The sequence below is a fragment of the Streptococcus sp. A25 genome, from assembly GCF_043674095.1.
Classification (GTDB): domain Bacteria; phylum Bacillota; class Bacilli; order Lactobacillales; family Streptococcaceae; genus Streptococcus; species Streptococcus suis_V.
On sequence record NZ_JBIMJO010000016.1, the window covers coordinates 19,556 to 41,170 of the forward strand.

Below are 21,615 nucleotides of genomic sequence, written 5' to 3' on the forward strand. Positions count from 1 at the left end.
CGACTATGAGTTTGAAAGATTTGGGCGATGTGTCCTACTTCCGTTTAAATAACGAAATCAACCGTCCTGTCAATGGACAAATCCCCCTCCACAAGGATCAGGAGGCCCTTAAAGCCTTTTTCAAGGAAAATGTTATCCCTAACAGCAAGCAATTCGATAGCATTTTGGATAAAATCAACTATCTTGTCGAGGAAAATTATTTAGAAAAAGAATTTTTGGAGCAGTACAGCCCAGAATTTCTCATTAAAATTGACCAATTTTTGAAAGACCAGAACTTCCAATTTAAGTCTTTCATGGCAGCCTACAAGTTTTATAACCAGTACGCCCTCAAGACAAACGACGGTGCTTACTATCTGGAAAGCATGGAGGACCGCGTCCTCTTCAACGCCCTCTATTTTGCGGAAGGTGACGAAGAATTGGCCTTGGATTTGGCAAACGAGATGATCCACCTGCGTTACCAGCCTGCAACTCCTTCCTTCCTCAATGCTGGTCGTGCTCGCCGTGGTGAATTGGTATCCTGTTTCTTGCTTCAAGTAACAGACGACATGAACTCTATCGGTCGTTCTATCAACTCTGCTCTGCAATTATCCCGTATCGGTGGCGGTGTCGGTATCTCCCTCAGCAACCTGCGTGAGGCTGGCGCTCCTATCAAGGGATATGAAGGAGCTGCATCTGGTGTCGTTCCAGTTATGAAACTTTTTGAAGATAGTTTCTCTTATTCCAACCAGCTTGGTCAGCGTCAAGGTGCCGGTGTGGTTTACTTGGATGTTTTCCACCCAGATATTATCGCTTTCCTTTCGACTAAGAAGGAAAATGCGGATGAGAAAGTTCGTGTAAAAACCCTTTCTCTCGGTATCACTGTTCCTGATAAGTTCTACGAATTGGCTCGTAAAAATGAGGACATGTACCTCTTCAGCCCTTACTCTGTTGAGCTAGAATACGGCGTGCCATTCAGCTATTTGGACATTACAGCTAAATATGACGAGTTGGTGGCCAACCCTCGCATTCGTAAGACAAAAATCAAGGCCCGCGATTTGGAGACAGAAATTTCAAAACTCCAACAAGAATCAGGCTATCCGTATGTCATCAACATTGACACGGCCAACCGCAGCAATCCAGTTGACGGCAAAATCATCATGTCCAACCTTTGCTCAGAAATCCTGCAAATCCAGACACCAAGCGTCATCAACGATTCGCAAGAATATTTGACAATGGGTACTGACGTTTCATGTAACTTGGGTTCAACCAACATTGTTAACCTCATGAAATCACCTGACTTTGGTCGTTCTGTTCGTGCTATGACACGTGCCTTGACCTATGTTACTGACCATTCGCACATTTCTGCTGTGCCTTCGATTGAGGCAGGTAATGAGCGTGCACATTCGATTGGTTTGGGTGCCATGGGACTTCATTCTTACTTGGCGCAAAACTTGGTGGACTACGGTTCAAAAACAGCCGTTGAATTTACCAATATCTACTTCATGCTCCTCAACTACTGGACTTTGGTAGAATCAAACAACATTGCACGAGAACGCAAGGCGACTTTTGATAACTTTGAAAACTCAAAATATGCAGACGGCACATATTTCGATAAGTATGTGACAGGCAACTACCAACCACAATCTGACCGTGTTAAAGAATTGTTCCAAGGTATTTTCATTCCAAGCGGACAAGATTGGGCTGACCTGCGTGATAAGGTGATGGTAGACGGTCTCTACCACCAAAACCGCTTGGCAGTTGCACCAAACGGCTCTATTTCCTATATCAATGATGTCTCTGCTTCCATCCACCCAATCACTCAACGGATTGAAGAACGTCAAGAGAAGAAAATCGGTAAAATCTACTATCCAGCAGCAGGCTTGGCAACGGAAACTATTCCGTTCTACAAATCAGCCTACGACATGGATATGCGCAAGGTGATTGATGTCTACGCTGCTGCTACTGAGCACGTCGACCAAGGTTTGTCACTGACCCTCTTCCTCCGCAGCGAATTGCCAAAAGAGCTTTACGAGTGGAAAAATGAGAACAAGCAGACAACCCGTGACCTCTCTATCCTGCGCAACTACGCCTTCAACAAAGGCATCAAGTCTATCTACTACATCCGCACCTTCACCGACGACGGAGAAGAAATCGGATCAAACCAATGTGAAAGTTGTGTGATCTAACGTAGCAAGCTTAGCTGTTGGCAAGCCAACTAGCTAAGCTACGCCAACCGCTATATGCGGATTAGCTAGCTACCTCACTAACTTCGAAACTGAAGAAATATCGACTTCAGTTTCTACGTGTCGTAAGATGTGAGGGCGTTTCAACAGTCTGGGAGACTGTTGAAAGTTGGAAATGAGAAAATAGGAAATACCGCAGAGATGTCTTGCATCTCAAAGGGATTTATCTTTTTTGCCAAGTCCTTAGTCCGAACTCGATTTCGACGTAGCAAGTTTAGCTGTTGATAAATCAACTAGCTAAACTACGCTAACCGCTCTCGGTGGATTAGCTAGCTACCTCACTAACTCCGAAACTGACGAAATATCGTCTTCAGTTTCTACGTGTCGCAATACACAAATACCAAAGTATCTAATGAATGAACGGTACTGACTATATGGTCAGTACCTAAGTGGCTTACTACCTCGAAAAGTCGTTAAGTTCGAACGACTTTTCTCAGGTCGTAACTTGCAAGGGATTAGCTGTTGGCAAGCCAACTACCTAATCTACGCCAACCGCTATGAGCGGATTAGCTAGTTACCATACGTCAATTTGTGCTGCTTGCGAACAAAGCAATCTAATGAACGTCCTTGGGGCGTTTTTTAGCAAAAAATATGATACAATAGTGTAGATATTTCTAGAAAAGAAAGAGAGAAATATGGAAACCTACTACAAAGCCATAAACTGGAATGCCATTGAAGATGTCATTGACAAATCGACCTGGGAAAAATTGACCGAGCAATTTTGGCTCGACACGCGTATCCCTTTGTCCAATGACTTGGATGACTGGCGTAAATTGACTGCCGAAGAGAAAGACCTGGTTGGCAAGGTCTTTGGTGGTCTGACACTCTTGGATACCCTTCAATCTGAAACAGGTGTTCAAGCCCTCCGCCAAGATGTGCGGACACCACACGAAGAGGCTGTTTACAACAACATCCAATTCATGGAATCTGTTCACGCCAAGTCCTACTCTTCTATCTTCTCCACTCTTAACACCAAGTCAGAGATTGAAGAAATTTTTGAATGGACCAACAGCAATGAATACCTGCAACGCAAGGCTAAAATCATCAACGAAATTTATGAAAATGGCACAGCGCTCGAGAAGAAAGTAGCCAGCGTATTTTTAGAGACCTTCCTTTTCTATTCTGGTTTCTTCACTCCGCTCTACTATCTTGGAAATAACAAGCTGGCCAACGTTGCTGAAATTATCAAGTTGATTATCCGTGACGAATCTGTCCACGGTACCTATATCGGCTACAAATTCCAGCTCGGTTTCAATGAATTGACCGAAGAGGAGCAAGATAAGCTCCGCGACTGGATGTACGACCTGCTCTATCAGCTTTATGAAAATGAAGAAGGCTACACTCGTTCGCTCTATGATAGCGTTGGTTGGACTGAGGAAGTTTTGACCTTCCTACGCTACAATGCCAATAAAGCCCTCATGAACATGGGACAGGACCCACTCTTCCCAGATTCAGCGGATGATGTCAATCCAATCATCATGAACGGTATTTCGACCGGTACATCCAACCACGACTTCTTCTCTCAAGTTGGTAACGGCTACCTGCTCGGTGAAGTGGAGGCCATGCAGGATGATGATTACCTTTATGGTTTGTAAAATAGATAAATAAAAAAGCAGTCGACCACTGCTTTTTTTCTATACCCCAACCAATATCATGCCGTAGGCAATCAGGTTGTTGACAAAATGGAGCGCCATTGAATAGCGGATATCTCGTTTGAGCAAGAAAATCCATCCCAGATTGACTCCCATTGTAAAGTAAATCAAGAACTGCGGAATGGTTGCTGGTCCGTGTGGTAGGCTGAACAAAAGCCCTGACACAACCAAGTAAATCCCCACTGTTTTCATGCTCTGCATTTTCGGGAAGAAATAGGTGGCCAGAAAACCACGGAAAATCAATTCTTCCAGGATAGGGGCAAATACCACTACGGAGAAAAAGGCAAGAATGGGGTAAGCAGAAACAAACTGCACCACTATCATCTGGTTTTGGCTTTCCTCTACAGGAATGAGAAACTGAATGACAAAATAGACCAGGTAGACCAGAATAGGCCAGTGTAGCTTGTGGAACCAGCTACTTTCGACGGTGTAGGCAATGGTCTTGCGTGGATAGACGACCTTCCAGAGGACCACAGCGAGGATTGTGGTCAGCACGATGCCGATAATGCCGCTAATCCAGACTGCTTGTTCCACAATTGGAGCTGGTAGCTCTGCTGCTAGTTGGTCCTTGAAGATGCCCAGCGAGATAAAGCTGCTGGTGACCTGGCTTGCTAGGAAATAAAGCACTATCAAGCCTAAGTGTTTGATAAATTTTAACATAGATAACCCCTAATCTACTTTTCTAAATTCAGCAATAGCATCCAGTCTGACCAAGCGAGTCGTGGTCTTACCGGCCTTGCCTGTCTGACTGAGCTTGACCCAATCCTCATCGCAGGCCCCAATCGTAAAATCCTGTCCAATCCCATCTTCAAAGACTACATGAACTGTAGCACCAACCAATTCTTCCACCATTTTTGACATGACATTTCCTCCATTTATCTGTTTTTTGAGTTTCTTGATCTGTTTTGCCAATTTCTTGACTTTTCCATCGTAGGAAAAATAGGATACAAACAGGAAACCAACCGCTGCAAGGGCAATATACTCCATACTTTCACCTCCGACTTATCCTAATGAACCATTCATGAGCATTTGCATCAAAAGCATGAGCAAAAATCCGATGATATTGTTGATGAAATGCACCAGCATGCTGTACTCCAAGCGTTTGCCTAGGCGGTAAATGAGACCTAGCACCAGCCCCATGCCCCCATACATAATCCAAGAACCAAGCCCTGTCGGAGCGTGCATGAGACCAAAGAGTAGGCTGGATAAGATGAGACCGAAGATAGATTCCTTGCCAAAGATTTTACCCATGATAAAGCCTCGGAAGACGATTTCCTCGACAATAGGAGCAAAAATAGATGTCAATAAAAACAAGATAATCGGAGGAAATCCCATATCTTCAATGGCTTGCTGATTGACTGTGTTGAGCCCTTCACCCGACAATTGCATGACAATGCCTGCTATGATTTTAACAGCAAAAACTGCGATAAATCCAAGACCTACATAGGCCAACATCTTGAGAAAACCGTCCTGCCAAAATTTTGAGAGTAACTTCGCTTTACCTGCTAAGAAGATTTCCAAACCTGTCACTACCAGCAAGGCAGCGCTTGCCCAAACTAGATTGAGCCCTTGGTAATTGTCCAACCGAACTAAAACAAAGGTCGCTCCTATATTTAATGCAAAAGCCAAGAGAAACCATAAAATATAGGGCCAATTTTTCACCATATTCCATTCTTTAATTTTCATCGCAATCTCCTTTTTTCTATATTATTTATAATAATTTTTTGCCATTTTTAACTGCATGACCATAATATAGATATGAATACCTCCTGCAATCAAGAGGCCTGTCAATTCTACTTCTCCTTGAATAGCTGAAAGAGCAAAACAAAATAGATAAATCCCCGGTAAAATCATACTGCTCAAGTTCATCACGATTTCAAAAGACATTTTGTAGTTTGCCTGCAATTCTGCCTCATCCAACCCTAAAACGTTAGCCTTTACTTCTTTCAAGGTTGGCACAAGAGGCGCCTTAATACCTTTTATCTTATTGTGCCGTTTCATCAGCAACATTTGCATAACAGTGGTGTAAACCAAGACAACAAATGGCCAAATTGAAAAGAATATAAATAACCCATTAGAAGAAATATCCAATTTCAAATTGAGCATCAAACTGACCATTCCCAAAACTGACATAAGACCTGTAAATGTCACTGCGTACGAGTAGTCTAAACTCAGTACTCGATATAGTTCATCAATGCGCTCATCGTCATCAGCTAAATCCTTATATATTTTATAGTTCTTTTCTGCTTTTATAAAATAATAAAGCTGTACCAATAAGGAAACAAGTGTCATGAACAAGAGTACTCCGCTAGCTATATCAAGGATAGTTTGGAAGGGTAGTTGCAAAGGATGATCTAATAAGCCAAAAAATCCAATTAAAAAACCTATAGGCGCACCAATTAAAACACCAATACCCAGTTGTTTACCTAATCTGAGAAGACTATTTTTTGATTTTTCTTTCTTCATCCCTCTACCTCCACTAATTGAAAGACATTTTCCACATTTTCATTAAAAATCTGTGCAATTCGCATGGCAATGACCACCGAGGGCGTATATTCGCCACGCTCTATCAGACTAATGGTCTGCCGCGAAACTTCTGCTAATTTTGCCAACTCAGTCTGGTTGAGGCTATCCCGTGCCCGCAACTCCTTAAGCCGATTTTTTAAGACATATTCCATGTTGTTTCCTTTCTAGGCTTGGTAGATAATCAAGCCTGTTTCTGTGTCTTCGACAGCTATATTCCCCTTAGCAAACTTAACCAACAAGAGATAAGTATAGTAGAAATCACCAGCACAAGCAGCTGCATGCATGGTAGCTACCATCAGATAAAGAGATACGTCCATTCCCCCTAAGCACGCTAGTATTGTCAAGCCTAGACTAATCACGACAAAGGGAGCCAGGGAAATTACCAGCATTTGCATCCGATTGTAAAGGGAGCCCGGACTGGTTGCATAGGCCATACCGGACTTCCATTTTATCCCGTATTTGACAGGATTTTCAGGACAAAAAACCTTGAAGAAGATACCGTGAATCGCTTCATGCACAACTATCAAAAGAGGAAATAGAACCATTCCTATCCATAACTCTGGTAAGGTAAGTGGCAAATTTTGTTCTACATTAGCCAGCAAGGAAAACGCTAACTTACCAAATAGCAGAGCAAATGGAAAGATGAGTACCACAGCAAGAATATTCAAGCCCCAGACAAACTTCTTATTTTCCATGATATTAACTTCAAATAATTTCTTTTTCGCTTCCATATTTCTTCTCCTTTATTTTCCTACAAGCTAGACTAAACTATATAGTCCTAGGGCAACTCCAATCAGTAGTCCCATAATACTCGATCCTGCAATAATAATTGCTGCCATATCTGCTGAAATGTGTCGTTTCATAAGATTTCTCCTATCTTTCCCTAGATTTTGTCACTATTTCTTGGGATTAACATGTTTTAAATAGAGCAAAAGTGTCGCCATCAATGGTGGAATTAAATAACTCTCTGCATTCAAACTAAGGTCAAATCCTAGCAAGGCTAGAACTTTAAAGACCAAAATATTTATCAAGAAGAGTGCGAAAAACAATAGGACTACTTTCATTCCATTTTTAATTGTCTTGCTCATTTTTCTTCTCCTTTTTGTTGCTGAGAGTATCGTCTAAAATAAGGAGAGAACTCATCATCATCAAGAGTATCATGGTATCTATCTCTTGACCAAATACAAAGAGTTGAACGAAACTATAAATCAAATATAGTGCAACTAGAACCTGCACTCCACGCACAACGCTTGTTCCTGTAATCAAAATTCCTTTTTTATTGCTATTGTTTTTCATAACGACCTCCAAGATCAATCAATACGCTTTTCTGTTTTCAATTCCTTATCCTAGAACCAGGCCGTAAAAGCCTGTCCAAACTCCAATCCAATGTGATAGAGAGTAAATATAATCTCTTTAATATCAATCAACGTAATAATAAGTAGAGTTAGAAGAACTTTCTCACGTTTGGTCCAATTATTGAAATTCACTTCAGATTTTGTAGGTGACATATTTTTACTCATGATGATTTCCCGCTTTCTTTATTTTTACTTACTTTATTCTTTTCCCGTTTTTCTCTTTTCTGCCAGCTAGTTTCCACAAGTTCTCATCTGTCACTACGATGGCACAAATGGCAAGAACGACATGAGTATTATCCAACTGCTGCCACTTCATGATGTCAGCTAGCAGGACAAAAACTAGATAGGCAATTGCCAGTACTTGTACGAAGCGCGCAATGTGAAGATTGTTTAACTTTTTCATAATAGTTTCCTACTTTCTTTTTATATGATGATTTCGCTTTCATCTCTTATCTTGATATCATTGTAACACTTCTTTTTCTTTTTGACAAGTATCTTTGTCAAAAAAACAATAAAAATTGTCAAAAAGTTTATAATGATAGTCAAAATGTAGCTGATAATGGGCAATTAGACAAGCAAAAAAGCCCAAATGGGCTCGAATTTATAATTCTGATAAATACTTTCTTAAATCCTCATAGGTTGATGAAGGCAGGTGTACGCCGGGGTTGGCCACAATATAACTGGCGACACGATTGGCAAAGTCGAGCAACTGGTCCAAGGATTTTCCACTAGCTAATCCTGCCAATAGAGCGCCAACATGACTATCCCCCGCTCCCACCGCGTCTACCACTTGCGCTGGATAAGACCTTTGCTCATGCCATTGTCCATCGTAGGCCAAAGCTCCAGCCTCTCCTCTGGTTACCACCAGCGCTTGCCCGGTGCGTTCATTTAAGGTCTGCACAGCCTGCCTGATGTCAGTTTGACCTGATAATGTCAAAGCCTCTTGCTCATTGACATGGAGGATAGGAGACAAATCCAAGACTTGCTCCATGCGCTGCTTATCTATCAGATGTCCTCGCGGTCCCGGCGCAAAAATGAGCTGGGCAGGAATAGTTTCCAAACTGTCCACTAATGCCTGACCTGTTTCTTCCTCCACTTCTAAACCACAAACGTAAGCATAATCGTACTCCGATAAATCCAACTGGTCCAGCCAAGTAGGGTCAAAATGGTATTCCACACCATGGTCGGACAGAAAGGTCCGTTCTCCGTCGCTTTCGATAAAGCAGTAACAACAGCCGTTGGCTCTTTCCACTAAAACCCGTGGTTCAATTCCAATTTTTTCCAGCTCATTCCTGACAAAATGACCGTAAATGCCTGTCCCTACCGGTGAAATGAAATCATAGTCCACACCCATGTGGTGCAGGATATTGACCACATTGAAAGCACAACCGCCCAGAGACAGGACCTGTTTGTCAATATGCGCATCGCCTTGCCGCCCCGGTAACTGATCCAGATAAATCATCACATCACAAACGGTCGAACCGATTACCAAACATTTTCCCATTTTTTCCTCCGTTTAATAATAGACCATTCAGTTAGAATCGATTATTCTAAATTGCTAAAATATAGACAGGCATATTATACCAAAAAACTCCTTCATCCAGAGAATAAAAGAGTTTCATTTGTTTAATTACAAGTTTTCAGCAACGCTGTTCAAGAGGTTTTGGATAGCAGACGCATCGCTACCACCTGCCATAGCCATATCCGGCTTACCGCCACCACGACCTGCTACGATTGGAGCAAGGACTTTGATGAGATTTCCTGCATGGACATCAGCCGACTTGCTTGCTACAAGGACATTGACCTTGTCACCGATAGCCGCAACCAGCACCAAGACATCAGAGTGGTCTTTCTGCTTCCAGTTGTCAGCGAAGGTACGGAGGGCACCTGCGTCTGAAACTTGGACCTGGCTAGCAATGTAGCGAACACCGTTTGCCTCTTTAACATCTTTGAAGACATCACCAGCAGCTGCTGCCGCTGCCTTTTCTTTCAGACTAGCGTTTTCTTTTTGCAAATCGCGGAGCTCCGCAGCCAGTGCTTCCACTTTTGTCGGCACTTGGTCGATTTGTGGCACTTTAAGGGTCTGCGCAACAGCTTTAAGAGCATCCTCGCGGTCACGTAGAGCTAGGAAAGCTTCCTTGCCTGTCACCGCTAAAATACGGCGGGTACCAGAGCCGATACCTTCTTCTTTGACAATCTTGAAGAGACCGATCTCAGCTGTATTGCCAACGTGGGTACCACCACAAAGCTCGATAGAATAGTCACCGATTGTAACCACACGGACCACTTTGCCATACTTCTCACCAAAGAGAGCCATGGCACCCATTTCTTTAGCCGTATCCACATCCGTTTCAACTGTAACAATATCCAAGGCTTCCCAGATTTTTTCATTGACTTCATTTTCAATACGACGAAGCTCATCAGCTGTCACTGCTTCAAAGTGTGTGAAGTCAAAGCGGAGGAAGCCTTCCTCGTTCAAGGAACCAGCCTGGGTCGCATGCTCGCCGATGACATTGTGAAGGGCAGCATGGAGTAAGTGAGTTGCTGTGTGGTTTTTCTCAACGTCACGACGACGGTTTCCGTCGATTTCAAGTGTGTAGGTTTGACCTAGTGAAATGCTAGCAGAGAGTTCTACGGTGTGCAATGGCTGACCATTCGGTGCTTTTTGCACATCCACAACTGTTGCCACGACATCACCTGATGCATTTTTAATGACACCACGGTCTGCCACCTGACCACCCATTTCAGCGTAGAATGGTGTTTGGTCAAAGACAAGAAGGGCTTGACCTTCTGACACAGCTTCTGTCCGCTCATTGTCCGTAATAATCACTGCCAATTTGGCATCTAGGCTAGTTTGTCCATAGACAAATGTTGAGCTCTCGGTAATACCTGCCAGAGTTTCATTTTGCATACCCATTGAGCCACCTTTAACAACGGCGGCACGGGCACGGTCCTGCTGTTCCTTCATGGCAGCCTTGAAGCCTTCGTGGTCAATCTTGTAGCCAGCATCTTCTGCCAATTCCTCGGTCAATTCCACAGGGAAACCGTAAGTGTCATAGAGCTTGAAGATATCCTTACCTTCAAGAGTATCCTTACCAGCCGCTTTCAAGTCAGCCAAAAGTTCCTCCAAGTGACCGCTACCAGCATCAATGGTGCGAGCAAAGGTTTCTTCCTCACGTTTAACGATTTTCTCGATAAAGTCACGTTTTTCAAGCACTTCTGGGTAGTAGCTTTCCATGATATTGCCAACCGTTTCCACCAATTTGTACAAGAATGGCTCGGTGATGCCCAAACGGCGACCGTGCATGACCGCACGACGAAGCAAACGACGAAGGACATAACCACGACCTTCATTTCCTGGAAGAGCACCGTCACCGATGGCAAATGATAAAGCACGGATGTGGTCTGCAATGACCTTGAAGCTCATGTTATCGCCGTCTGGATCGTAAGTCTTACCAGAAATCTTTTCTACTTCACGAATGATTGGCAAGAAGAGGTCGGTTTCAAAGTTAGTCTTAGCCCCTTGGAAAATAGCTGCCAAACGCTCCAAACCTGCACCCGTATCGATGTTTTTATTTGGCAATTCCTTGTACTCAGAACGCGGAACAGCTGGGTCAGCGTTGAATTGTGAAAGAACGATGTTCCAAATCTCGATGTAACGGTCGTTTTCAATGTCTTCTTCCAGCAAACGAATGCCGATATTTTCAGGGTCAAAGTCTGTGCCACGGTCAAAGAAAATTTCCGTATCGGGTCCAGAAGGTCCCGCACCGATTTCCCAGAAATTATCCTCGAGTGGAATGAGGTGACTTGGGTCTACACCAAGCGCAATCCAGCGGTTGTAGGAATCCTTATCATCTGGATAGTAGGTCATGTAGAGCTTGTCTTTTGGAAAGGCAAACCATTCTGGACTTGTCAAGAGCTCATAGCCCCACTCAATGGCCTCATCACGGAAATAATCACCGATAGAGAAGTTGCCCAGCATTTCAAACATGGTGTGGTGGCGAGCGGTCTTACCAACATTTTCAATGTCGTTGGTACGTATTGATTTTTGAGCGTTAGTAATCCGTGGATTTTCAGGAATGACAGATCCATCGAAATATTTTTTAAGCGTTGCTACACCAGAGTTAATCCACAAAAGAGTTGGATCGTTTACTGGGACAAGGTTTGCGGAAGGCTCAACAGAGTGGCCTTTTGATTTCCAGAAATCCAACCACATTTGACGAATTTGAGCAGAAGATAGATTTTTCATAATTAAGATACCAAGCCCGATTAGAAGGCGACTGAAAAATAGGATACTGACAGGAAATCCTGATTTCCTAGACAGTTTATTTTTTTCCGAACCTTCCGGGCGGGTTCAGTTAGACTGATTAACTGAACCATTCCTTTCGTTTTTTGTTTGTTTAATGATGTTTAGCTTGATGCAGATTCCAGCATCTCCACATAGTCAATGGCGATGACTAGGGAAATAACTAAATCAGCATAGTCGTCGTGGTAAACTTTAACCGAATAATGAGAAGTTAGGTGAAAAAGTTCTTTGGAGATTTCAGCTACCAGCTGACCGTCGGCCGTCCGCAGTCGAAAATCCAAATCCCAGATATTGCCCTCAAGAGCTAGCCCCAGATTTTCCACCGAGTATTTATCTCTAAAGAAAGTCAATTTCTGTTTCAGATAAAAGGAATGCCCGCTGGCCATGTCAATGGTAAATTGAGGTAGCCAGGTCAGAAATTTCTTGGTAATCTGACTGATTTCCTGTCCTTGGCTGTTTACAATAGTGAACCGCTTGGGAATTTCCAGGAAGGAACCCTGAACCTGATAGGCTAGATTGCCCTGACTATCCTGAATATCGAATTTTTCTCCACCAAAGGTGAACCGCTGTTTCACAAGAAATTCTTTCATGATAACCTCCAAAAAAATGACAAGAAACCAAACGAAGGGCGAAAAACCGCGGTACCACCTTCATTCAATGACTTGTCATTCTTCATTCAGAATCTGTATTCACAGGTAAGCCAACCTCGACTTAGGTACTAAGGTACTTAGGTACTAAGGTACTGAGCTCTGGATACAGGTTCTCACTATTCAATTGTGCTAACGAGTAGCAAGATGATTTACTCAGATGGCTCGCAGCGACCGCCAATTTTCTGAACTGAGTGGATAACCATCCATTCTCGATAGATTATTTGTTTTCATCTTTCTTTTCTTCAGAGCTTGATGAAGCATCTGTCGAAGACGAAGCGTCTGTTGAAGATGAATTAACTTCAGATGGAATATACTGAGAAAGAATGTTTTGGAAGGCTGGGTCTTTGACCTTAACGTTAGCTGCTTTCAACTCTTCTGAAACAACAGTCGAAATGAAGGCTGCATCGTTTTGCTTAGCTGTAAGAATGACTTCTTTCAACTTGTCTTTGTATTCTTTCCAATCTTTTGCTTTTTCAGTTTTGCTTTCCAATTTTACAACATAGTAACTTGTTGTATAAGTTGTCGGGTCAACCACAGGGACGATAGACGCGCCAACTTGGCCATTGTCAAGTGCAAAGACTGCTTGTTGAACTTCTTTTGGCACTTCTGTTGAAGTAGAGTCAAACTTGACTTCTCCACCCTTGTCCTTAGCCTTGCTGTCTGCTGAATTATCCTTAGCCAATTGGGCGAAATCAGCACCGTCTTCCTGAGCTTTTGCCAAGATTTCTTTCGCCTTAGCTTCGTCTGTCAATTGGATGACACGCGCAGTTACTTCTGGCGTATAGTTTTCATAGGCAGCCTTATAGTTGTCATCTGTCAACTCTTTTTCTGCTGCTTGTTTAACAGCATATTCAACCAATTTATTGGTACGGATTTGTTGCTTATAGCTCTCTGTATTCAAGCCAGCTGATGCCAGGGCCTGCTGGAATGAATCACCATACTGCTCTGCCATTTTATCAAAAGCCTCAGTGACTTCCTTGTCTGATACCTTGTCTCCGTAATTTTCTTCAAATACTTCTGTAATCAGCATAGACAAGAGAACCTGCTGAGCATTTGGATTGTTTTTTACTTCGTCATAGAATTCCGAAACAGTAATGGTTTGCCCTTTTAAGCTGACAATATCCTTATCAGTTGATGAAGTACAAGCTGCTAGGGTAACTGCTGCTAACAATGTTACCGCACCAGCAATAATTTTTCTTGATTTCATTCGAAAATTAACACTCCTTCTTTCTTTAACCCATCCATTATACCATAAAATCTTATAAAATTCTTAAATATCATCTAGATTCAGCTCAACATTTTCCAAATTTTTACGGAGCATCAGGAGCCCATCACTGAGTGAAACAAGACTGGCTGTCAAATCTGGATTATCCAAGGTCGCATTGAAGAGTTTCTGTAAACCCTTGTAAATGGTCCGCTGACCACGACGCACTTCCATGATGTCCTTAGCCACATCGCCTCCCTGGAAAATATCATCGATGACAATGATACCACCCAGCTTAACCTTCTTCAGAACTTCAGGCAAGAAAACGATATATTTGGACTTGGCAGAATCCATGAAAACAAAGTCATACTGGTCATCGACCAGAGTTGGAAGTAACTCCATGGCCTCCCCTTCCAGCAAGGAAATCTGCTTGCGACTATCATACTTGGCAAAATTTTCTTTGGCTAGACCAATCATTTCCTCGTTGCGATCAATAGTCGTAATCTGAGCATTTGGACTATTTTCAGCCATCAAAAGGGCCGAAAAGCCGATTGCTGTACCAATTTCAAGAATATTCTGCGGTTGCAGGGTCTGCAAGAGCAGGCGGAAAAAGGCTACCGTCTCATGTGGGATGACCGGAATATTTTCCTTCTGAGCAAAGACTTCGAGCTCTTTCAAAAATCCTCTATTCTGCGCCTGACGTGTCCGCATAAAGTCCACAATTTCTTCCTTGACAACAGGCCGGCGCATATTGTGGTTTGCGTTTTCTGAGTATGATTGTACCATGTTTCCAAGTATATCACACGCCCGAAATTCGGTCAAGAATAGCTATTTCACAAGAAAAAGACAGGCTAGAGCCCATCTTTCCATGCTTGTGATATTTTCAGAATGCGTGCTATTTGTTCAGCTGTTCTTTCCAGGTTCACTTCCGCTAAAGCCAGCGACTCCTCTAAGCTCGCTAATTTAGAGATAATGGGAAATGCGGCGCAGATATTTTCAAAAGGAAAATCAGGCAAATCGTCCGCAAGACTACCACATATAGCAACAACAGGTACTCCCTGCTTGACCCGGCGGGCAACACCAATCGGAGTCTTACCAGAAAGACTCTGTCGATCCAGACGGCCTTCACCAACTATCACCAGATTAGCCTGGCTAGCACGTTGTTCAAAATCCAGCTGATCCAGCACAAAGTCAATACCCGAATGAATTGTAGCGCCGGCAAAGGCACAAAGCCCTGCAGCCATACCGCCGCCCGCACCAGCTCCTTCCTTTTCAATCAAATCAGGATTAACGAGCTGATAAAAATCGTGCATCTCCTTATCAACTTGGGCAAACCTTTCCGGTGCCAATCCTTTTTGAGCTGCAAATACATAGGTCGCCCCATTCTGCCCGCACAAGGGATTGGTCACATCAGTGATTAAATCAATCTGAATAGCAGCACTATCAAATCCTGTATCGGGTTTGGAATAGCTGACCACCTTGCCCAAATTGGCCCCTATCGGCTCCAACTCCTGACCATCCTTATCGAAGAATTGAAATCCCAAGCCAGCCGCCATGCCCATTCCACCATCATGACTAGCGGAACCACCCACTCCAATCATAATTCGCTCCATACCGGCCTCAACCAGATGGACAATGAGCTCCCCCAGTCCTCTGGTCTGAATCTGTAATGGAGCTCGACTTTCTATTGGAATAGAGGCCAGACCCACAAGCTCAGCCATTTCAAACATGGCCAAACTTCCTTTTACCGCATATTGAACCTGAATGTTCTCCCCAAAAGGACCGGTAACCTGGGTTGATTGCCTGTATAATCCCAAACTATGCACCAGGCTATCCAGTGTCCCCTCTCCTCCATCTCCAAGCGGCATCAAATCGTAGGAAGCCTCTGGAAATACCTTTGAAAACCCATTTTTTATAACCCTAGCCACATCTGGAGCGGCCAAGGATTCCTTAAAAGAATCTGGCGCAATCAAAACATGCATCTAGCTGTCCTCCGAGCATCTACTCATTTTCGACTTGGAATTGAATCAAGTAATTCTTCTTATCCAGCTGACCGGTAAAGTTATCGCCGACTTTGATAAATGGTAACTTGTCTGTACTGTCTTCCGTCGCCTTGACCTTATAAATCTTGCCTTCCGACTGGATATAGTAGACCGTTGAGCCAGCAATCATCTGACTACCCAAGGCCTCGATTTTACCAGAGACAGTCTCGAGCTCTTCTGCCCCTTGTCCATCTGCTGTGCTTGCCAGACCTGACAAGCTAGAGGCATCTGCCCCGGATACCTGAGAAATCAAGGTTGCCACGTCATTGTTAACTGTCACCTGCTGGTAATCTTCGGCATCGACCAGGGCATAGGATTTTACTAGACCGGCGTCGTCCTTGAGAGAAACCAGGTAGTAGGCGGTGTCGGCTAGCTTGACCAGACTTGGTGCCGTTGCTTGGTAGCCTTTTTCTTGGACTTCTCCTTCAGCCGATTCTTGGGCGGCTGTCTCGGTTGCTGATGCCAGCTTGTAGTTGGTTATATCACGGGTACGCATATTGACTAGAATAAAGCCCAGGTTAGATGAATCTGCTGTAGCTGAAGTAATCCCTGTGTAGAGATAGATATCCGAACCGATTGAAATATAGTTGTAGCTGTCAGTTGTATTTTTAACGCCAGTTTGGCTAAAGACCGTATTCCAGAAACCATTTTGATAAGTATAATGGTCATCAACACGGCTGATGACATTTTCGGCAGAATAGACACGGTCCACCCATTCTGGAATATCAGCTAAGCTATACCGTTTGCTTTCTCCTGTAACGGCATCTAGTACGATAGCACCTGTTGGGTCATTGGATGACAGACCGAATTTCGGTTGATAGATCGTAGCAATATAGTAGGGGTTGCCCTGGTCGTCAACTTCAAAGGAGGGATTGCCAAAAATCGTGGTCGGATATTGAATTCGCAGATGACGCTTGGTATCATTGAACCAATATTCTGAATCGGAGAAATGCATGGCCTGTGCCAGCTTGGCAAGCTCTGCTTTTCCTGTCGTCTGGTTGACCTTGACATAGTAGCCAATCCCATCTTGGTGGTTGCTCAGCCATTTCCAAAAAGACTTATATTCCAAAGGCGACACGCGAAAAGGTTGCTGGCCAATGGTAATCTGGCGATAATCATCCGAAATACCGAACTGAGAAACCTTGTCTATGGTGCCTAGATAGGTATCTCCAATCTTCTCAGCTGATGCCCGATCCAGGAGAGCCAGTCTAGAAATATCTGTCTCTGGGAAATCCGCCTTGAAATCCGCATCCTGAACTGTGATGACACCAGCATAGTCCTTGGCACGGAAAATGCGAGTATTGAGAGCACCAAGCAGGGTTAAGACAAGGACAATCCCCAGAAGCAGGCGACCAAACCAACGCAGAGAGCTAGGTAGACCGTTGGGCTTGAGCTGATAGGTGTCGACAGAACGATTGCGTCCAGAGATTTTTGTCACCTTCTGGACCATACCGCCTGCGGACGAGAAGACCAGTATCAGCCAGACCAGCCCCAGTGATTGGAGCAAGAAGAACCAAAAACCCAGGCTCCAAATGTTGAGGGCTGGTAGATTGTACCAGTAGTATATAGCCATTTCTAGCACAAGAGCCAGCCAGGCTAATCCAATCAATTGTCTTTTCATAGAAATCTCCTCCATATCAATTCTAGTTATATTATAGCATATTTTCCCACTTGTGAAAGCGAAAACAATATTTTATTTCAGTTTTTCTCAGTCGCATCAATAGGGGAATTTTGGTATAATGGAGCGATAGAAAAAGTGAAAAGGATAGAATATGAAACTCATCTCATGGAACATTGACTCCCTAAACGCGGCCCTGACTGCGGAATCGCCACGCGCCCTACTCTCGCGCGCTGTCATTGACACCTTAGTCGCTGAGGATGCAGACATCATCGCCATTCAGGAGACCAAGCTGTCTGACAAGGGACCGACCAAAAAGCATTTGGAAATTCTAGAAGCCTACTTCCCAGGCTATGCCAATACCTGGCGTTCTTCTGTAGAGCCTGCTCGTAAGGGCTACGCTGGCACCCTCTTCCTCTACAAAAACCACCTGACTCCTACCATTAGCTTCCCAGCAATCGGTGCTCCTACCACTATGGACTCTGAGGGGCGCATCATTACCCTGGAATTTGACGATTTCTACGTGACCCAGGTCTATACGCCAAATGCTGGCGATGGCTTGAAAAGATTGGCTGACCGCCAAATCTGGGACGTTCAGTATGCAGAATACCTAGCGCAGCTTGACAACCAAAAACCTGTCTTAGCAACAGGCGACTACAACGTTGCCCACAAAGAAATCGACCTGGCCAACCCAGCCAGCAACCGCCAGTCACCAGGATTTACCGATGAAGAGCGTGAAGGCTTTACAAACCTGCTTGCCAAAGGCTTCACCGATACCTTCCGTCACCTGCATGGTGACGTCCTCAACGCCTATACCTGGTGGGCGCAACGCAGCCGTACCAGCAAAATCAACAACACAGGCTGGAGAATCGACTACTGGTTGGTTAGCGACCGTATCGCTGACAAGGTGACCAAGTCAGCTATGATTGACTCAGGTGCTCGCCAAGACCACACACCAATTGTGATGGAAATAAGCATTTAATTTTTAGTTCATTAGACAGTTCAAACCCGGCAAATGCTGGGTTTTTAAATGTATCTGATTTGAAAACGATTACTTTTTGTGGTATAATAAATATATAGATATCATTAAAGGAGGAAACATGAACAACAAGAAAATCGAACGAAAATCACTCACTGTATCAGCTATCGTCAACGGACTTAGCGGAACCGCAGGATTGGCAGTCTATATCATCACTGGCATGAATGCCCTGCTCCTGGATGGCGTATTCTCACTGATTGCTTTCATATCATCTCTAGTCGCATTCTATATTTCAAAAAATAGCCACAAGAAAACAGCAACCTTTCCGCAGGGACTTTACTTTTTAGAACCTCTCTACGCCATTATGAAATCACTGGCGACCCTGCTCTTGCTATTGTTTGCTGTCCTCGAAACCAGTGCAACAGCCTTTGCCTATTTTGTCAATGGAATTGGAAATCAGATGACAACAGGGCCTGTTATCCCTTATTCAGTTACGATGTTTTTCGTCTGTATTGCCCTTTATCTCTACAATCTCCACATGAGCTCCAAACTCAACCACATGTCAACGATCATTTTGGCAGAGGCAAAAGGAAATTTGGTCGACGGGCTCATCTCAGGAGCCATTGGCTTGGCAATCCTACTGCTATTCTTTGTCCCAATCAATGGACCGCTTGGATTTCTCCACTACACCGGCGACTTTTTCCTGACTGTGGCCTTGGCCTTGATTTCCTTTAAGGAGCCTTGGAATGGTCTCCTAACTGCCTTCAAGGAACTGGCCAACGGAACAACCCATGTGCCTGAAATCCATGAATCCATCTATCAAATTCTTGGTTCTTATCTTGACGAAGATGCTCAAGATATAGATATTCACATCTTCAAACAAGGTATGAACATCCGGGTAAAAATCAATCTGCACGATGTGGAACACCAGTTAGTGCAACAATTGCTGGCTGAAAAACCACAGATGCTCTATCTCCTACAAAAACAGCATGAGTACATCTCAGTTGAATATGCTTTATAAGAAAAAATCTCGGCCTAGAAACCGAGATTTTCGTATGGTGTCTTGTAACCAATCTGAAGAATTTTCCCATCCTGAATGAGCAAGGGGCGCTTAATCAACATACCATCATTGGCCAACAAATCCAAGGCCTCATCAACCGTCAAGTCTGCAAACCTGTCTTTCAAACCCAATTCGCGATAGCTGTTGCCCGATGTATTGAAATACTTTTTCAACTCCAATCCAGTCGCATCCATCCACTCTTTCAATTGAGCAGCCTTGGGCGGTGTTGCCTTGATGTCGATAGCTTCAAATTCTAGACCCAGTTTTTTTAGTTCAGCCTTAGCTGCCCGACAGGTTGAACATTTTGGATATTCGTAAAATAAAATCATTTCCTCACCTCAAAATACGGATTTTCATGTTGCAGGAGCCAAATTTTTCTATCCAAGCCCCCAGCATAGCCAGTCAACTTCATGTCACTTGACAGAACACGGTGACAGGGAATGATGATAGACAAGGGATTTCTTCCCACTGCTCCGCCGATTGCCTGACCTGATTGGATGTCCAAGGCCTTGGCAATCTGACCGTAGCTTGTCGTCTGACCTACAGGAATTTCTTGTAAAATTCTCCAGACCTTCATTTGAAAATCCGTCCCTCGTAAATCCAGTGGTAATTGGCTAAAGTCAGGGAATTTTCCAGCAAAATAATTTGCCAACAAGCGTGCTGCATGGTCCAAATGAGGATGAGGAGTGAGAGAAATTTCCTCTGCCACTCCCCTCTCAAAATACTTCTGACAATGAAACCAAGCCCCTACCAAGCCCTGGTCACTCGCAATCAAAGAAATGGGGCCTAGGGGACTAGTGTAGATTTGTTTGTATAGCATTATTTATGTTTAATGACACGAACCTTGATAATAGCATCCAGGTCTTCAAACTTAGCCACCAGGCTGTCAATTTTAGACTTATCTGCCTCGTCTAAATCCAGCAAGGTATAGGCATAGTCACCCTTAGAACGGTTGATGATATTGTCGATGTTAATCCCTAGCTCAGACACAGCTGTCGTGATCGTCGCCACGATATTTGGCACATTTTTGTTGATCAAGGTAATGCGATACGGTGCATCGAGGAATTGCTTAACATTCGGGAAGTTGACAGAGTTGATAATCTCACCCGTCTCCATAAATTGACGAATGGTCTGACCAGCCGCAATGGCACAGTTGAGCTCCGCCTCCTCGGTCGATCCACCAACGTGCGGAAAGACTGTAATGTGCGGTTTGTTGAGGACCTCTTCTGTACCAAAGTCCGTCACATAGTTTTTAACAACACCTGCATCAATCGCCTCAAACAAATCAGCGTTGTTGACCAATTCACCACGGGCAAAATTGACCAAGGTAACCCCTTTTTTCATGAGAGCAAAGCTGTCTGCATTGAAGAGCTCACGAGTCTTGTCAGTCAATGGCACATGAACGGTGATGTAGTCTGACTGGGTAAAGATTTCCTTCAAATCATCCACGCGCTTGACGTGGCTAGAAATGGTCCAGGCTGTCTCAACAGACACATACGGGTCGTAACCAAGGACATTCATACCTAGACGACGAGCATCATTTGCAATACGAGCACCGATAGCACCCAGACCGATGACACCGAGTGTCTTGCCAGAAATCTCTGTCCCAGCAAACTGCTTTTTACCTGCCTCGACCTGCTTTGGCACATCGTCGCCAGACAGGGTATTGGTCCAGGCAGTCGCACCAATATAATCACGAGCAGACAGGAGAATAGAGGCGATAACCGCTTCTTTTACCGCATTGGCATTGGCGCCTGGGGTATTGAAGACCACAATCCCTTTTTCAGTTGCCGCATCAATTGGAATATTGTTTGTACCAGCACCAGCACGGGCAATAGCCTTGAGATTTTCTGGAAAATCAAAGCCATGCAGGTTTTCAGAACGGATGATAAAGGCATCAGGATTGCCTGCCTGATCCCCATCTATCTGGAAACGATTGCCCAATTCCTTGAGACCAACCTGGTTGATATTATTAAAAGTTCTAACGCTAAATACCATTTT

General features: G+C 44.0%; 23 protein-coding genes. 4 read left to right on the forward strand and 19 right to left on the reverse strand.

Going from position 1 to position 21,615, the window contains the following annotated elements; all coding sequences use genetic code 11:
• The first annotated feature begins 5 nt into the window (after positions 1–5).
• Complete coding sequence (gene nrdE / locus ACHBID_RS07945) at positions 6–2,165, forward strand: class 1b ribonucleoside-diphosphate reductase subunit alpha (RefSeq protein WP_394719058.1); 2,160 nt, start codon at positions 6–8, stop codon at positions 2,163–2,165.
• Positions 2,166–2,857: 692 nt separating this feature from the next.
• Positions 2,858–3,817, forward strand: coding sequence for a class 1b ribonucleoside-diphosphate reductase subunit beta (gene nrdF / locus ACHBID_RS07950; protein WP_105122184.1), 960 nt, complete (start codon positions 2,858–2,860; stop codon positions 3,815–3,817).
• 39 nt (positions 3,818–3,856) lie between these two features.
• Here nrdF and ACHBID_RS07955 read toward each other — a convergent pair whose 3' ends face one another.
• The 16 genes from ACHBID_RS07955 to ACHBID_RS08030 form a co-directional block, all read right to left on the reverse strand.
• Complete coding sequence (locus tag ACHBID_RS07955) at positions 3,857–4,534, reverse strand: CPBP family intramembrane glutamic endopeptidase (protein WP_105111442.1); 678 nt, start codon at positions 4,532–4,534, stop codon at positions 3,857–3,859.
• 9 nt (positions 4,535–4,543) lie between these two features.
• Positions 4,544–4,861, reverse strand: coding sequence for a hypothetical protein (locus tag ACHBID_RS07960; protein WP_105111441.1), 318 nt, complete (start codon positions 4,859–4,861; stop codon positions 4,544–4,546).
• Positions 4,862–4,876: 15 nt separating this feature from the next.
• Complete coding sequence (locus ACHBID_RS07965) at positions 4,877–5,560, reverse strand: CPBP family intramembrane glutamic endopeptidase (RefSeq protein WP_161943061.1); 684 nt, start codon at positions 5,558–5,560, stop codon at positions 4,877–4,879.
• Positions 5,561–5,581: 21 nt separating this feature from the next.
• Entirely contained in the window at positions 5,582–6,340 is a 759-nt protein-coding gene (locus ACHBID_RS07970) for a DUF3169 family protein (RefSeq protein ID WP_105122182.1), read from the reverse strand.
• On the reverse strand, positions 6,337–6,552 hold the full coding sequence (locus tag ACHBID_RS07975; RefSeq protein ID WP_105122181.1) for a helix-turn-helix transcriptional regulator: 216 nt from the start codon (positions 6,550–6,552) through the stop codon (positions 6,337–6,339). Before ACHBID_RS07975 ends, ACHBID_RS07970 begins: the two co-directional genes overlap by 4 nt.
• A 12-nt stretch (positions 6,553–6,564) precedes the next feature.
• Positions 6,565–7,131: a DUF3267 domain-containing protein gene (locus ACHBID_RS07980; RefSeq protein ID WP_394732050.1), complete on the reverse strand. Its 567-nt coding sequence runs from the start codon at positions 7,129–7,131 to the stop codon at positions 6,565–6,567.
• A 165-nt stretch (positions 7,132–7,296) separates the two neighbouring features.
• Entirely contained in the window at positions 7,297–7,488 is a 192-nt protein-coding gene (locus tag ACHBID_RS07985; protein ID WP_394732049.1) for a hypothetical protein, read from the reverse strand.
• A complete protein-coding gene (locus ACHBID_RS07990) occupies positions 7,472–7,696 on the reverse strand; it encodes a hypothetical protein (protein ID WP_394732048.1) in 225 nt (74 codons plus the stop codon). The genes ACHBID_RS07985 and ACHBID_RS07990 overlap by 17 nt, the downstream gene beginning before the upstream one ends.
• A gap of 252 nt (positions 7,697–7,948) precedes the next feature.
• Entirely contained in the window at positions 7,949–8,158 is a 210-nt protein-coding gene (locus tag ACHBID_RS07995) for a hypothetical protein (RefSeq protein ID WP_105122177.1), read from the reverse strand.
• A 198-nt stretch (positions 8,159–8,356) separates the two neighbouring features.
• Positions 8,357–9,259, reverse strand: a complete 903-nt coding sequence (locus tag ACHBID_RS08000) for a PfkB family carbohydrate kinase (protein WP_172058963.1) — start codon at positions 9,257–9,259, stop codon at positions 8,357–8,359.
• Positions 9,260–9,385: 126 nt separating this feature from the next.
• Positions 9,386–12,004, reverse strand: a complete 2,619-nt coding sequence (alaS, locus tag ACHBID_RS08005; RefSeq protein ID WP_394732047.1) for an alanine--tRNA ligase — start codon at positions 12,002–12,004, stop codon at positions 9,386–9,388.
• A gap of 161 nt (positions 12,005–12,165) precedes the next feature.
• Positions 12,166–12,651, reverse strand: coding sequence for an LURP-one-related/scramblase family protein (locus tag ACHBID_RS08010; protein ID WP_105122175.1), 486 nt, complete (start codon positions 12,649–12,651; stop codon positions 12,166–12,168).
• Between the two features lie 277 nt (positions 12,652–12,928).
• Positions 12,929–13,918, reverse strand: coding sequence for a peptidylprolyl isomerase PrsA (gene prsA / locus ACHBID_RS08015; protein WP_105111429.1), 990 nt, complete (start codon positions 13,916–13,918; stop codon positions 12,929–12,931).
• Between the two features lie 63 nt (positions 13,919–13,981).
• Positions 13,982–14,701, reverse strand: coding sequence for an O-methyltransferase (locus ACHBID_RS08020; RefSeq protein ID WP_257104426.1), 720 nt, complete (start codon positions 14,699–14,701; stop codon positions 13,982–13,984).
• Between the two features lie 65 nt (positions 14,702–14,766).
• Positions 14,767–15,897: a glycerate kinase gene (locus ACHBID_RS08025; RefSeq protein WP_394732046.1), complete on the reverse strand. Its 1,131-nt coding sequence runs from the start codon at positions 15,895–15,897 to the stop codon at positions 14,767–14,769.
• Between the two features lie 19 nt (positions 15,898–15,916).
• Positions 15,917–17,578: a hypothetical protein gene (locus tag ACHBID_RS08030; RefSeq protein ID WP_394732045.1), complete on the reverse strand. Its 1,662-nt coding sequence runs from the start codon at positions 17,576–17,578 to the stop codon at positions 15,917–15,919.
• A gap of 151 nt (positions 17,579–17,729) precedes the next feature.
• Between ACHBID_RS08030 and ACHBID_RS08035 the strand changes: the two genes are divergently transcribed.
• Together ACHBID_RS08035 and ACHBID_RS08040 are read left to right on the forward strand one after the other, a co-directional pair.
• A complete protein-coding gene (locus tag ACHBID_RS08035; RefSeq protein ID WP_105111425.1) occupies positions 17,730–18,557 on the forward strand; it encodes an exodeoxyribonuclease III in 828 nt (275 codons plus the stop codon).
• A 118-nt stretch (positions 18,558–18,675) separates the two neighbouring features.
• Positions 18,676–19,575, forward strand: a complete 900-nt coding sequence (locus ACHBID_RS08040) for a cation transporter (RefSeq protein ID WP_172094830.1) — start codon at positions 18,676–18,678, stop codon at positions 19,573–19,575.
• Between the two features lie 14 nt (positions 19,576–19,589).
• Here the strand turns inward: ACHBID_RS08040 and ACHBID_RS08045 are convergent, their stop codons facing one another.
• From ACHBID_RS08045 to ACHBID_RS08055, 3 genes are read right to left on the reverse strand one after another with little or no spacing between them, the layout of a single operon-like run.
• Entirely contained in the window at positions 19,590–19,943 is a 354-nt protein-coding gene (locus tag ACHBID_RS08045) for an arsenate reductase family protein (RefSeq protein WP_394732043.1), read from the reverse strand.
• A complete protein-coding gene (locus ACHBID_RS08050; protein WP_394732064.1) occupies positions 19,940–20,437 on the reverse strand; it encodes a methylated-DNA--[protein]-cysteine S-methyltransferase in 498 nt (165 codons plus the stop codon). The genes ACHBID_RS08045 and ACHBID_RS08050 overlap by 4 nt, the downstream gene beginning before the upstream one ends.
• Positions 20,434–21,612, reverse strand: a complete 1,179-nt coding sequence (locus tag ACHBID_RS08055; RefSeq protein WP_394732062.1) for a phosphoglycerate dehydrogenase — start codon at positions 21,610–21,612, stop codon at positions 20,434–20,436. Before ACHBID_RS08055 ends, ACHBID_RS08050 begins: the two co-directional genes overlap by 4 nt.
• Positions 21,613–21,615 lie beyond the last annotated feature (3 nt).

Excerpts from the sequence above, each read along its gene's own strand:
- nrdE (WP_394719058.1), top strand. The coding sequence starts at position 6 with ATGAGTTTGAAAGATTTGGGCGATGTGTCCTACTTCCGTTTAAATAAC.
- nrdF (WP_105122184.1), top strand. The coding sequence starts at position 2,858 with ATGGAAACCTACTACAAAGCCATAAACTGGAATGCCATTGAAGATGTC.
- ACHBID_RS07955 (WP_105111442.1), bottom strand. The coding sequence starts at position 4,534 with ATGTTAAAATTTATCAAACACTTAGGCTTGATAGTGCTTTATTTCCTA.
- ACHBID_RS07960 (WP_105111441.1), bottom strand. The coding sequence starts at position 4,861 with ATGGAGTATATTGCCCTTGCAGCGGTTGGTTTCCTGTTTGTATCCTAT.
- ACHBID_RS07965 (WP_161943061.1), bottom strand. The coding sequence starts at position 5,560 with ATGAAAATTAAAGAATGGAATATGGTGAAAAATTGGCCCTATATTTTA.
- ACHBID_RS07970 (WP_105122182.1), bottom strand. The coding sequence starts at position 6,340 with ATGAAGAAAGAAAAATCAAAAAATAGTCTTCTCAGATTAGGTAAACAA.
- ACHBID_RS07975 (WP_105122181.1), bottom strand. The coding sequence starts at position 6,552 with ATGGAATATGTCTTAAAAAATCGGCTTAAGGAGTTGCGGGCACGGGAT.
- ACHBID_RS07980 (WP_394732050.1), bottom strand. The coding sequence starts at position 7,131 with ATGGAAGCGAAAAAGAAATTATTTGAAGTTAATATCATGGAAAATAAG.
- ACHBID_RS07985 (WP_394732049.1), bottom strand. The coding sequence starts at position 7,488 with ATGAGCAAGACAATTAAAAATGGAATGAAAGTAGTCCTATTGTTTTTC.
- ACHBID_RS07990 (WP_394732048.1), bottom strand. The coding sequence starts at position 7,696 with ATGAAAAACAATAGCAATAAAAAAGGAATTTTGATTACAGGAACAAGC.
- ACHBID_RS07995 (WP_105122177.1), bottom strand. The coding sequence starts at position 8,158 with ATGAAAAAGTTAAACAATCTTCACATTGCGCGCTTCGTACAAGTACTG.
- ACHBID_RS08000 (WP_172058963.1), bottom strand. The coding sequence starts at position 9,259 with ATGGGAAAATGTTTGGTAATCGGTTCGACCGTTTGTGATGTGATGATT.
- alaS (WP_394732047.1), bottom strand. The coding sequence starts at position 12,004 with ATGAAAAATCTATCTTCTGCTCAAATTCGTCAAATGTGGTTGGATTTC.
- ACHBID_RS08010 (WP_105122175.1), bottom strand. The coding sequence starts at position 12,651 with ATGAAAGAATTTCTTGTGAAACAGCGGTTCACCTTTGGTGGAGAAAAA.
- prsA (WP_105111429.1), bottom strand. The coding sequence starts at position 13,918 with ATGAAATCAAGAAAAATTATTGCTGGTGCGGTAACATTGTTAGCAGCA.
- ACHBID_RS08020 (WP_257104426.1), bottom strand. The coding sequence starts at position 14,701 with ATGGTACAATCATACTCAGAAAACGCAAACCACAATATGCGCCGGCCT.
- ACHBID_RS08025 (WP_394732046.1), bottom strand. The coding sequence starts at position 15,897 with ATGCATGTTTTGATTGCGCCAGATTCTTTTAAGGAATCCTTGGCCGCT.
- ACHBID_RS08030 (WP_394732045.1), bottom strand. The coding sequence starts at position 17,578 with ATGAAAAGACAATTGATTGGATTAGCCTGGCTGGCTCTTGTGCTAGAA.
- ACHBID_RS08035 (WP_105111425.1), top strand. The coding sequence starts at position 17,730 with ATGAAACTCATCTCATGGAACATTGACTCCCTAAACGCGGCCCTGACT.
- ACHBID_RS08040 (WP_172094830.1), top strand. The coding sequence starts at position 18,676 with ATGAACAACAAGAAAATCGAACGAAAATCACTCACTGTATCAGCTATC.
- ACHBID_RS08045 (WP_394732043.1), bottom strand. The coding sequence starts at position 19,943 with ATGATTTTATTTTACGAATATCCAAAATGTTCAACCTGTCGGGCAGCT.
- ACHBID_RS08055 (WP_394732062.1), bottom strand. The coding sequence starts at position 21,612 with ATGGTATTTAGCGTTAGAACTTTTAATAATATCAACCAGGTTGGTCTC.